Below are 12,626 nucleotides of genomic sequence, written 5' to 3'. Positions count from 1 at the left end.
GAGTCAGAGGTCACACCACTGGTATGACCTCTTTAGTCTGGCAAATTTTCAGCCGAGTGCAAACCGTCAAAGCAAATTAAAGCGTGAGGTGCGCCAGATTCCTCTCAACCAGCGAGCTGCCCATTCCCGGTACTTGTTTAAGATCGTCCAGCGTTTTGAAGGGGCCATACTCCTCGCGATAGCTGACGATGGCCTGCGCCTTCTTCAAGCCGACGCCATCCATCGCCTGGGCCAGCGCTTCGGCTGACGCCGTATTGATGCTCACCCTGGTACCTTCATCCTCAGCGTTCTTGTTCCCCGGCACGGCCTTCGCCTGTGCATCCGGCGCGGCGCTCACGCTGCTCTGCGCTGCTGGCGTTTTTGCCGCCGCGGGCTGGGCGGCCTGCGTGCTGGAACTGACTCCGGCACAGGCCATAACGGCGGCGATAACACACAGTTTGATTCCACGTTTCATATTGATATCTCCTTATTGGTTAATGACCAGAGCACCATAACGAGCGGCGGAAGACCGTGCAAAAGGCGGATTTTAAATGTGGAAAAGGCCGCGAAAGCGGCCTTTGGTATGTTCATCGCATTACAAATTTATGCGAGGCGAGTTCCGATTATTGCTGCTGGTCGATGATATCGCCGAGCTTAATCTTCGCGGATTTACGCAGGTTGTTCATCATCGCTTCGAAAGCGATCTGGGCATTGTTCTGGGTAATTCCCTGCACCATCGCTTTTTTCTGCGCTTCCGGCATTTCGCCTGCTTTCACTTCGTCCAGCGCCAGCAGAACCACGTTACCCTGCATATCGTTGCCGATACCGAAGCTTGGTTTATCTTTCTGCGGCAGCGGCAGTGAGAAGGCCGCCTGGCTCAGCGGATCCTGACCCGCGCGGCTCAGCGTTTTACTGGCGCTAAAGCTCAGACCCGCCGCTTTCATCGCCTCGTCACCTTTACCGTCTTTCAGCGCCACCAGCAGCTTCTCAGCGTCCAGTTTCGCTTGCTGTTCAGCTTTGTTGTGCTTAACGATATCGGTCACCTGCGCTTTCACGTCGGCCAGCGGTTTCACCGCTTCGGCTTTGTGCTCGCTCACGCGCAGTACGAAGGCGCGATCGCCATCGACGGTAATAATATCGGAGTTGCTGCCCGGCATGCCGTTCTCGCCAACCAGACCGCCGTTAAAGATAGCGTCAGATACCGGTTTGAAGTTCAGCTCAGCGGGCAGGTTATTACGGTCAAACCAGCCGGTTTCGACGGCTTTAACACCTGCCGCCTGCTCTGCGCCTGCCAGGGAGTCGTTATCATTGCTCGCCGCGTCGCTCACTTTCTGCTGCAGGGCATAGAATGCGTCGAGCGCTTTTTCCTGCTTCACTTTGTCGGCAATGTCCTTACGTACGTCCGCCAGCGGTTTTACCACCGCAGGCTGAACGTCATCCAGACGTGCGACCAGGAAGCCAACAGAAGATTTAATCACCCCAGACAGCTGGCCTTTCTCTTTCAGCCCGGCATTTTTCAGTTCGTCAGGGGTCGTCGAGGCTTCCAGCCAGCCCATATCACCGCCGTTACGTGCAGAGATAATATCGGCAGACTTGGTTTTCGCCAGTTCAGCGAAGTCAGCGCCTTTGTTCAGCTCGTCCAGCACGGCTTTCGCTTCCGCTTCAGTTTTAGTCTGAATCACGCTGTAGCGGTCACGCTGCGGCTGAGTGAACTGATCCTGATGCTGGTCGTAGTAAGACTGGATATCGTCGTCAGAGACGTCCTGGCTCATTGCCGCTGCATCCAGCTTGATGTAGCTAACGCGGAACTGTTCCGGCGCCACGAACTGACCTTTGTTTTGTTCGTAGTAGCTGGAAATTTCCTGATCGCTCACCTGCTGTTTTGCCGCCAGTGCGTTGACGTCGATGGTCGCTTCGCGCACCAGACGCTGCTGGGATACCAGCGCCGCCAGCTGGTCGGTTTCGCCCGGCAGCATGAAGTCAGTGCCTGCAACGGCGTTAATCAGCTGCTGAGTGGTTAACTGGTTACGCAGCGCCTGAGCATACTGGTCAGGCGTCATGCCCATCTGATTCACCAGCGAGGTATAGCGGGTGTTATCAAATTTGCCGTCGTTCTGGAACGCCGGGGTAGCAAAAATCGCTTTACGCACCTGCTCATCGCTGATGCCAAGACCTAAGTCTTTCGCATACTGGTCCAGCAGCGCTTCGTCAATCAGGCGGTTCAGTACCTGCTGACGCATTGTTTTGATGTAGTTTTCGTTGGCCGCCAGCTCGGAGAACTGATCGCCCAGCTGTTGCTGCATACGGTTACGTTCGCTGGCAACGGCATTTTCAAACTGGCCGCGGCCGATTTCCTGGCCATTCACTTTCGCGGCAAAATTATTGTTACCGCCAATCAGGTAACCACTCACGCCGGTCAAAATGAACGACACGATAATGAGACCGAAAATGACTTTGATCACGACACTGTTAGCTGCCGTGCGTAAATTGTCCATCATGGTGTAACAACACTCCGCTGTAGGTGACTTTTATACCTCGTGCAGCATACCACGTGTGGCCGCTGCGCGTGAGGGCGTATTTTGACAAGAAACCGGGGCGGTTGTCAGCACAGACCGCATATAAACGCTTAAAAGTACGCAATAAGCCATAAAAAAAGGCACATCAGATGATGCGCCCTTGTACTTTGCCACATTCCCTTAGCGGGAAAGCGATCAGTTTACCGCGTCTTTCAGTGCTTTACCTGCACGGAAGCCTGGTACTTTCGCGGCAGCGATAGTGATCTCTTTACCGGTCTGAGGGTTGCGGCCAGTACGGGCAGCACGCTCTTTAACAGCAAAGGTACCAAAACCTACCAGCGCAACGTCATCCCCAGCTTGCAGAGATTCAGTAACAGAAGCAATTAAAGCATCTAACGCACGTCCAGCTGCAGCTTTGGAGATATCCGCGCCAGCAGCAATTTTGTCAATCAGTTGAGATTTGTTCACTGTTCTCTTCCTCTCTTTATTATTTATATCGCACCTGAATCCTTCAGGGTGCGATCGCGGAGCAGTTATATCAGGACTCCCATGCCCTTACAACACCCGTTGTCGACGACACACCTGCCAGCCGTCTAAATTAGCGAGACAAAAAAAGGCTGGCAAGTCAGTTTACGCTTGCCAGCCCGCTTTTTATTAACGCTCTTTGCGCGAGGTCACTATTTTGCGGTTACAACCTGCATGCCGGTCGGCTCATTTTGCAGCGCAAGGGACAGAACTTCCTCAATTCGTTTCACCGGGTGAATGTCCAGATCCGCCAGAACGTTGTCCGGAATCTCTTCCAGATCGCGTTTGTTCTCATCAGGAATCAGAACAGTCTTAATGCCGCCACGGTGTGCTGCGAGCAGTTTTTCCTTCAGACCACCGATCGGCAGCACCTGGCCACGCAGGGTGATTTCACCCGTCATCGCCACGTCTGCACGCACCGGGTTACCGGTCAGGCAGGAAACCAGCGCGGTACACATCGCGATACCGGCACTCGGGCCGTCTTTCGGCGTTGCCCCTTCCGGCACGTGCACGTGAATGTCGCGTTTTTCGTAGAAATCCGGGTTGATACCCAGTTTTTCCGCGCGCGCGCGCACCACGGTCAGCGCCGCCTGAATGGACTCCTGCATCACTTCACCCAGCGAACCGGTGTAGGTCAGCTTGCCTTTACCCGGTACGCAGGCGGTTTCGATGGTCAGCAGATCGCCGCCCACTTCCGTCCACGCCAGGCCGGTCACCTGACCCACGCGGTTTTCGTCGTCGGCGCGACCGTAGTCAAAGCGCTGAACGCCGAGGTAATCGTGCAGATTGTCGCCGTTAATCTCGATGTGCTTCAGCTCTTTGTCGAGCAGCAGTTGTTTAACTGCTTTGCGGCACAGTTTCGAAATTTCACGTTCCAGGCTACGGACACCCGCTTCACGCGTGTAGTAACGGATGATGCCGACGATTGCGCTGTCGTCCACCGTCAATTCGCCTTTTTTCAGGGCGTTACGCTCAATCTGCTTCGGCAGCAGGTGGCGTTTGGCAATGTTCAGCTTTTCATCTTCGGTATAACCGGACAGACGAATCACTTCCATACGATCCAGCAGCGGCGCCGGAATATTCATGGAGTTCGAGGTCGCCACAAACATCACGTCGCTGAGATCGTAGTCCACTTCCAGGTAGTGATCGCTGAACGCCACGTTCTGCTCGGGATCCAGCACTTCAAGCAGTGCGGACGCCGGATCGCCACGCATGTCGGAAGACATTTTGTCGATCTCATCAAGCAGGAACAGCGGGTTTTTAACGCCCACTTTGGCCATTTTCTGGATCAGTTTGCCCGGCATCGAGCCAATATAGGTACGACGGTGGCCGCGGATTTCCGCCTCATCACGCACGCCGCCCAGCGCCATACGGATGTATTTGCGACCGGTTGCCTTAGCGATAGACTGACCCAGAGAGGTTTTACCCACCCCCGGCGGCCCTACCAGGCACAGAATCGGCCCCTTGATTTTGTTCACACGGCTTTGGACCGCGAGATACTCAAGGATGCGGTCTTTCACGCGTTCCAGGCCGTAGTGGTCGGTATCGAGGATTTCCTGCGCCTGGCGAAGGTCTTTTTTGACCTTGCTGCGCGCGTTCCACGGCACCTGCACCATCCAGTCGATATAGCCGCGAACCACGGTCGCTTCCGCTGACATCGGTGACATCATTTTCAGCTTCTGCAGTTCGGCTTCGGTTTTTTCTTTCGCCTCTTTCGGCATTTTCGCCGCGTCGATCTTACGCTTCAGCGCTTCGTTCTCGTCCGGCGCGTCGTCCATCTCGCCGAGCTCTTTCTGAATGGCTTTCATTTGCTCGTTCAGATAGTACTCGCGCTGCGATTTTTCCATCTGCTTTTTCACGCGGTTGCGAATACGCTTCTCAACCTGCAGCAGATCGATTTCCGACTCCATCATCGCCATCAGGTATTCCAGGCGTTCGTTGATGTCGGACATCTCGAGAACGGACTGTTTATCAGACAACTTCAGCGGCATATGCGCAGCGATGGTGTCCGCCAGACGCGCAGGGTCGTCGATGCTGTTCAGCGACGTCAGCACTTCCGGTGGAATTTTCTTGTTCAGCTTGATATAGCCTTCAAACTGACCGATTGCCGTGCGCACCAGCACTTCCTGCTCGCGCTCTTCAATCTCCGGCGATTCCAGATACTCCGCCTTCGCCGAGAAGTGCTCGCCGTTATCAGACAGCGTGGTGATACGCGCGCGCTGAAGGCCTTCAACCAGTACTTTGACCGTACCGTCAGGCAGTTTCAGCATTTGCAAAATAGAGGCCACGGTCCCGACGGTGAAAAGATCGTTTACACCCGGCTCATCCGTTGAAGCGTCTTTCTGGGCGACCAGCATGATTTTTTTATCATGATCCATGGCCGCTTCCAGACAACGGATAGATTTTTCCCGCCCTACAAATAAGGGAATGACCATGTGCGGATAAACCACCACATCGCGCAACGGCAATACGGGGATTTCAATGCGTTCAGAACGCTCAGGATTCATAGAGCTCTCTCTTAGTTTAGTGTCCGCCAGGTAAACTGGTCATGCGACTGTGCTTCACACAACCATTAACATGTAACCAGTATATGGGGATGTATTCCACACATTCAACGCTATGAATACGGAAAAATAAAAGGGGAGATAAAATCCCCCCTTTTTGATTAACTGATTGTATGAACTGGTGAATTATTCGCCAGATGCCTGCTGCGCTTCCGGCTTGCCGTAAATCAGCAGCGGCTCGCCTTGACCGGCAATGACCGACTCGTCGATGACCACTTTCTCAACGTCTTCCATGGAAGGCAGATCGTACATGGTTTCGAGCAGCGCGGCTTCCACGATGGAACGCAGGCCACGGGCGCCGGTTTTACGCGCCATGGCTTTCTTGGCGATAGCGTCCAGCGCTTCATCACGGAATTCCAGATCCACACCTTCGAGGTTGAACAGCGCCTGGTACTGCTTAGTCAGGGCGTTTTTCGGCTCTTTGAGGATCTGAATCAGCGCTTCTTCGCTTAACTCAGTCAGCGTTGCTACCACCGGCAGACGACCGATAAACTCAGGGATCAGACCAAATTTGATCAGATCCTCCGGCTCAACCTGGCTCAGCAGTTCGCCTTCGCTGGCTTTATCCGTTTTCGATTTCACCGTCGCGCCAAAGCCAATACCCGAACCGGTTTCAACGCGGTTACCGATCACTTTATCCAGACCGGCAAACGCGCCGCCGCAGATGAAGAGGATCTTCGAGGTATCAACCTGCAGGAATTCCTGCTGCGGATGCTTACGTCCGCCCTGCGGCGGAACGGCCGCTACGGTGCCTTCAATCAGCTTCAGCAGCGCCTGCTGTACGCCTTCGCCGGACACGTCGCGGGTAATCGACGGGTTGTCAGATTTACGGGAAATCTTGTCAATTTCATCGATGTAAACAATACCGCGCTGCGCTTTCTGTACGTCGTAGTCGCACTTCTGCAGCAGTTTCTGAATAATGTTTTCAACGTCTTCACCCACGTAACCCGCTTCGGTCAGGGTGGTGGCGTCCGCCATGGTGAACGGAACGTCCAGCAGGCGAGCCAGCGTTTCTGCCAGCAGGGTTTTACCGGAACCGGTTGGGCCGATCAGCAGAATGTTACTTTTGCCAAGCTCAACGCCGTTGTTGGTATCACCGTTACGCAGACGTTTGTAGTGGTTGTAGACCGCAACGGCCAGCACCTTTTTCGCCTGTTCCTGACCGATAACATAGTCATCTAAGTGGTGGCGAATTTCGTGTGGCGTCGGCAGAGCACTGCGTTCACGATGCGGCGCCACTTCTTTAATCTCTTCGCGAATGATGTCGTTACATAAGTCGACGCATTCGTCGCAGATATACACGGATGGGCCGGCGATGAGCTTACGCACTTCGTGCTGGCTTTTGCCGCAAAAAGAGCAGTACAACAGTTTGCCCGAGCCATCTTTGCGTTTATCTGTCATGAGTCAAAACCTCTTTTTAAGTTCTTTGTGCCGCATATGACGACGCAAATGCCATTCTTAAGCGCAAGCTGCTACGCAAGCGTTGTGCCGCCCTTAGTATTATATACCGTGCAGCGGCACGTGCCGTCATGACATTAGTTACGTTGACTCAAAATTGAGTCAACCAGGCCATACTCGACGGCTTCAGAAGCGGACAGGAAGCGGTCACGTTCAGTGTCGCTTTCGATCTGCTCCAGAGACTTGCCGGTATGGTGCGCCATAAGCTCATTCATACGTCCTTTCACCTTCAGGATCTCACGGGCGTGGATTTCGATATCCGTCGCCTGGCCCTGATAACCGCCCAGCGGTTGGTGAATCATCACGCGGGAGTTCGGCAAGCAGAAGCGCTTACCTTTTGCGCCTGCGGTCAGCAGGAACGCGCCCATCGACGCCGCTTGCCCCATACAGATGGTGCTGACGTCCGGCTTGATGAACTGCATGGTGTCATAAATAGACATCCCAGCCGTAATCACGCCACCTGGGGAGTTGATGTACAGGTAAATGTCTTTTTCCGGGTTTTCCGCTTCCAGAAACAGCATTTGCGCCACAATCAGGTTCGCCATGTGGTCTTCCACCTGGCCGGTCAGAAAGATGACACGCTCTTTAAGCAGACGGGAGTAGATATCAAAAGAACGTTCGCCACGGGAGGTCTGTTCAATGACCATCGGCACCAGGGCCATGTGGGGTGCAAAGTTATCTCGTTCGCCACTGTATGACATTTCCGTCTCCTGGATAATAAATAAAATAGCCACAGCTTTCTGATTATAGAGATGCGGCGAGTGATTCGTTCCCCCAGTAATGGGTACGATCTTACCCTATTTCAAGCATAACAATATTTTGTTGTTACGCTAACACCCAAACGGCGTTTTATCATGTCAGCTTTACTTATCGCTGCAATAAAAAAAAACCCGTCACCAAAAGGCAACGGGTTTTTCTCAAAACCGTAAACCGGGAAGCGAAATTACGCCTGCTGGTTCATCAGTTCGTTGAAGGAAGTTGCTTTTTCAGTCACTTTCGCTTTTTCCAGAACCGCTTCAACAGCCTGTTCTTCCAGAGCGACGCTGCGCATGTTTTCCATCAGCTCTTTGTTTTTGCTGTAGAATTCAATAACTTCTTTCGGATCTTCGTAGGCGGAAGCCATTTCTTCGATCAGGGTAGCAACGCGTGCTTCGTCAGCTTTCAGCTCGTGGGTACGAATCACTTCGCCCAGCAGCAGGCCAACAACAACGCGGCGTTTCGCCTGCTCTTCGAACAGTTCGCGCGGCAGTTCCATCGCTTGCTGCTGGTTGCCACCGAAACGCTGAGCAGCCTGACGACGCAGAACGTCGATTTCGCTGTCGATCAGGGCAGCCGGAACGTCGATTTCGTTGGCTTTCACCAGACCTTCGATCGCCTGAGATTTCACACGGTTACGTACCGCGCCTTTCAGCTCGCGTTCCATGTTTTTACGCACTTCAGCGCGCAGACCTTCAACGGTGCCATCTTCAACGCCGAAACGTTTGATGAATTCAGCAGTCAGTTCCGGCAGCTCACGCTCTTCAACTTTCTTCAGGGTAATCGCGAACTTAGCCGCTTTACCTTTCAGGTTTTCAGCGTGGTATTCTTCCGGGAAGGTCACGTCGATGGTGAACTCTTCGCCTGCTTTGTGGCCTTTGATACCGTCTTCAAAGCCCGGGATCATACGACCCTGGCCCATCGCCAGTACGAAGTCAGTCGCTTTGCCGCCTTCGAACTCTTCGCCGTCTACGGAACCGATGAAGTCAACGGTTACGCGGTCTTCAGCGTCAACAGCGCCGTCTTTGTCTTTCCAGTTAGCCTGCTGCTTACGCAGGGTGTCCAGCATGCCGTCAACGTCGGCTTCGGTCACTTCAACAACCGGTTTTTCAACTTCGATAGCGTCCAGACCTTTCAGCTCAACTTCCGGGTACACTTCGAATTCTACTGCGTAGGTGAAGTCTTCACCCTGCTTGTATTCGCCCGGAACGTAGTTCGGTGCGCCAGCCGGATTGATCTTCTCTTTGATGATCGCATCAACAAAGTTGCGGCTCATCAGGTCACCCAGCACGTCCTGACGCACGGAAGCGCCATAACGCTGAGCAACAACATTCATCGGTACTTTACCTTTACGGAAACCGTCAATGCGTACTTTTTTCGCTACGTTGACCAGCTCGCTTTTTACAGCGGTCTCGATGCTGTCAGCAGCGATAGTAATCGTTACACGGCGGCCAAGGCCCTGAGTGGTTTCAACTGAAACTTGCATCTTGTTACCTCAAAAAAATCACAGTGCTCGGTCAACTCTGAATCATGCCTTGCAGTACTGGGACGTTCTCTTTTAATCAGAAACCATTCCCTGTAGCCAGAATCATCCCGAAGACATTCCGAAAAATAAGACGCAGCATTATAGCGGCATCACTTTTATGAGTCGAGAACGGTTATCACGCGTTGCTGCGGCATTTTTCACAATTCCCGGCTAATTTTTGTCTGAATACTGTTTTTAGCGCTCAAAATTCAGACAAAACAAAACGGCCCGCAGGCCGTTTTCTCATAATCTGTACGCAACATACTGGAAAAGTTCCGCGTTGCAAATGCCTTTTCTACGCGATAGTCCCCGCGCCGCGACACGGCGGCGAGGCAAAAACGGTATCCTGTAAACCTTCCCACTCTTTACGCGTGTAGGTATGCAGTGCCAGAGCATGTACGGTGGAGGCAAACTCCTCTGTTAGGGTGCCATAGATCATTCGGTGGCGATTCAGGAAGCGTTCCCCGGTAAAGCGATCGCTCACCAGCACAACTTTAAAGTGGCTCTCTGAGCCTGCCGGTACGTTGTGGCGGTAGCTTTCATCGACAACTTCCAGGAACACAGGATCAAACGCTGCCCTTAATTTTTCTTCGATTTGTTCACGCATCATCATGATATTACTCCTCCGACAACGTTAAGATGCCGCCTATCCCTTTAAATGTTAGCCGCTTTTACTGATTCCATTACACAAAGGCAACAAAAAATTAGCGTTCGCCTCATTTTATTTGTCAAGTAGATGAAGTTAACGCCTTTTACAATCCGTCCTCATCTGAAATCCTGCCGCAAACCGCTTCTTGTTGCAGAAAAGCACCAACACGATGAAATTACATGCATTGCCTACTTCCCCTAACCGTTGGCGATGTTATGATGGCGGGAATTTTCAGTAAACAATGCGTTTGAGAACCCTAACATGTTAAAAAAAATCCTCTTCCCACTGGTAGCACTGTTTATGTTGGCAGGATGCGCAACGCCGCCGACCACCGTTGACGTGTCGCCGAAAATCACACTGCCTCAGCAGGATCCGAGCCTGATGGGCGTGACCGTCAGCATTACCGGCGCCGACCAGCGTCAGGATCAGGCGCTGGCGAAAGTCACTCGCAACAACCAGCTGGTAACCCTGACCGCTTCCCGCGACCTGCGCTTCCTGATGCAAGAAGTGCTGGAAAAACAGATGACCGCGCGTGGCTACATGATTGGTCCGAACGGTGCGGTAAACCTGCAGATCATCGTTAATCAGCTGTACGCCGACGTTTCCCAGGGTAACGTGCGTTACAACATCAATACCAAAGCGGATATTGCTATCATCGCGACCGCCGCCAACGGTAACAAGATGACCAAAAACTACCGTTCTAACTATTCCGTTGAGGGCGCGTTCCAGGCCTCCAACCAGAATATCGCCAATACCGTTGATAGCGTCCTGAGCGACACCATCGCCGATATGGCCCAGGACACCGCGATCCACGATTTCATCAAACAGAACGCTCGTTAATCCTGTCTCAGACCCGGCACCTCGCCGGGTCTGAACGTATACGCCTATGTCTGCTCACTATCTGCGAATTTTTCAGCAACCGAAATCAGCCATTCTGCTGATTCTTGGCTTTGCGTCCGGTTTACCGCTTGCCCTGACCTCAGGGACGCTCCAGGCGTGGATGACGGTCGAGAATATCGACCTGAAAACCATCGGTTTCTTCTCGCTTGTCGGACAGGCATATGTGTTTAAGTTTCTCTGGTCTCCGGTCATGGACCGCTATACGCCGCCATTCCTCGGGCGTCGTCGCGGCTGGCTGTTAACCACCCAATGTTTGCTGCTTGCCGCCATTGCGGCGATGGGTTTCCTTGAACCCGCCACACAGCTGCGCTGGATGGCGGCGTTGGCGGTTGTTATCGCCTTCTGTTCCGCTTCGCAGGATATCGTCTTCGACGCCTGGAAAACCGACGTGCTGCCCGCCGAAGAGCGCGGGGCCGGTGCGGCAATTAGCGTGCTGGGCTACCGCCTGGGGATGCTGGTTTCCGGCGGTTTAGCGCTGTGGCTGGCTGATAAATGGCTGGGCTGGCAGGGCATGTACTGGCTGATGGCCGCGCTGCTGGTGCCCTGTATTATCGCCACCCTTCTGGCGCCGGAACCAAGCGACGTTATTCCGGTACCTAAAAGCCTTGAGCAAGCGGTGGTTGCGCCATTAAAAGATTTCTTTGGCCGCAACAACGCGTGGCTGATCCTGCTGCTGATTGTGATGTACAAGCTCGGCGATGCCTTCGCCATGAGTCTGACCACCACCTTCCTGATTCGCGGCGTTGGCTTTGACGCAGGCCAGGTCGGGATGGTCAACAAAACCCTTGGCTTATTCGCGACCATCGTCGGCGCACTGTACGGCGGCGTGCTGATGCAGCGTCTGACGTTGTTCCGCGCGCTGCTCATTTTCGGTATTTTGCAGGGCGTCTCCAACGCCGGTTACTGGATGCTGTCGGTCACCGATAAACACCTCTACTCGATGGCGGCGGCGGTGTTCTTTGAAAACCTGTGTGGCGGTATGGGCACCGCGGCGTTTGTCGCGTTGCTGATGACGTTATGCAATAAGTCGTTTTCCGCCACCCAGTTTGCGCTACTGTCGGCACTCTCTGCCGTAGGTCGCGTGTACGTCGGGCCAATTGCCGGCTGGTTTGTTGAAGCCCACGGCTGGCCAGCGTTCTATCTTTTCTCCGTGGTCGCCGCCGTGCCGGGAATCTTCTTACTGCTCGTTTGCCGACAAACGCTGGAGTATACCCAGCAAACCGAGCAGTTTATGCCGCGTACGGACTACAGCGGCGGCTATCGTCTGGCGCTGCGTCTGCTGTTAGTGGGTGTTGCGCTGCTGGGCATCTGGCTGCTGATGTTAATCAGCGATGCGCTGGATTTCTCAGCGCTATCGTGGTCAGCGAGGGTGCTTGAAGCGGGGGTAGCGATTGCCTTTGTTGGCATCGTTGTCGGCTGCCTGCTTGACTATCTGGCCCTGCGTAAAACGTCGGTTCCGCTAAATAAGTAAAAAATGCGGCCTATCCGATGTAATCACTACGCGTAATAATAACTCACGCATCGTATATAAAATTTTTTATTTGCGCTTTTGTGCGCTTTAGAATTCTGGAAATTACTGGAACGTTTAAAACAGGCTTTATTTCTTTAACCGATTCAGCAGCAGACCAATTAAATTTTCGTTTTTTAATTGTCTTTTATTTGATGATTATTTGTTAATTAATTGTATATTTTTGACAATGGTTATACCAATTGCCATCCTAACCCTTCCCTTATGCCCCCTTTCGTTATAACGC

The 12,626-nt window shown here is 53.1% G+C and carries 10 protein-coding genes; 2 read left to right on the top strand and 8 right to left on the bottom strand.

Features of this window, described 5'->3' with window-relative positions:
- Positions 1-76: 76 nt before the first annotated feature.
- From K7B04_RS11305 to bolA, 8 genes are all read right to left on the bottom strand, one after another.
- A complete protein-coding gene (locus K7B04_RS11305) occupies positions 77-454 on the bottom strand; it encodes a helix-hairpin-helix domain-containing protein (protein WP_223804040.1) in 378 nt (125 codons plus the stop codon).
- A 148-nt stretch (positions 455-602) separates the two neighbouring features.
- Positions 603-2,477: a peptidylprolyl isomerase gene (ppiD, locus tag K7B04_RS11300; RefSeq protein WP_163445930.1), complete on the bottom strand. Its 1,875-nt coding sequence runs from the start codon at positions 2,475-2,477 to the stop codon at positions 603-605.
- Between the two features lie 213 nt (positions 2,478-2,690).
- A complete protein-coding gene (gene hupB, locus K7B04_RS11295) occupies positions 2,691-2,963 on the bottom strand; it encodes a nucleoid-associated protein HU-beta (protein ID WP_002444653.1) in 273 nt (90 codons plus the stop codon).
- 209 nt (positions 2,964-3,172) lie between these two features.
- Positions 3,173-5,527 carry an endopeptidase La gene (gene lon / locus K7B04_RS11290; RefSeq protein WP_163445929.1) on the bottom strand — a complete coding sequence of 785 codons (2,355 nt, stop codon included), beginning with the start codon at positions 5,525-5,527 and terminating at the stop codon, positions 3,173-3,175.
- 183 nt (positions 5,528-5,710) lie between these two features.
- Entirely contained in the window at positions 5,711-6,985 is a 1,275-nt protein-coding gene (gene clpX / locus K7B04_RS11285; protein ID WP_064547924.1) for an ATP-dependent protease ATP-binding subunit ClpX, read from the bottom strand.
- Positions 6,986-7,119: 134 nt separating this feature from the next.
- The gene (gene clpP, locus K7B04_RS11280; RefSeq protein ID WP_035894303.1) at positions 7,120-7,743 is read right to left on the bottom strand and encodes an ATP-dependent Clp endopeptidase proteolytic subunit ClpP; all 624 of its coding nucleotides are present in this window, start codon (positions 7,741-7,743) and stop codon (positions 7,120-7,122) included.
- A gap of 242 nt (positions 7,744-7,985) precedes the next feature.
- Complete coding sequence (tig, locus tag K7B04_RS11275; RefSeq protein WP_064547922.1) at positions 7,986-9,284, bottom strand: trigger factor; 1,299 nt, start codon at positions 9,282-9,284, stop codon at positions 7,986-7,988.
- A 334-nt stretch (positions 9,285-9,618) separates the two neighbouring features.
- Positions 9,619-9,936, bottom strand: coding sequence for a transcriptional regulator BolA (gene bolA, locus K7B04_RS11270; protein ID WP_064547920.1), 318 nt, complete (start codon positions 9,934-9,936; stop codon positions 9,619-9,621).
- A 297-nt stretch (positions 9,937-10,233) separates the two neighbouring features.
- Here bolA and K7B04_RS11265 point away from each other — a divergent pair, with 297 nt between their 5' ends.
- A complete protein-coding gene (locus tag K7B04_RS11265) occupies positions 10,234-10,812 on the top strand; it encodes a lipoprotein (protein WP_167576491.1) in 579 nt (192 codons plus the stop codon).
- Between the two features lie 46 nt (positions 10,813-10,858).
- Positions 10,859-12,343 (top strand): muropeptide MFS transporter AmpG, encoded by a 1,485-nt coding sequence (gene ampG / locus K7B04_RS11260; RefSeq protein WP_223804039.1) that lies wholly within the window; start codon positions 10,859-10,861, stop codon positions 12,341-12,343.
- The last annotated feature ends 283 nt before the right edge of the window (positions 12,344-12,626 follow it).

It is taken from the genome of Kluyvera sp. CRP (genome assembly GCF_019930565.1).
GTDB classification, from domain to species: domain Bacteria; phylum Pseudomonadota; class Gammaproteobacteria; order Enterobacterales; family Enterobacteriaceae; genus Kluyvera; species Kluyvera georgiana_A.
Note: the sequence above shows the minus strand (reverse complement) of the source record. Positions and strands in the feature narration are given on the sequence as shown.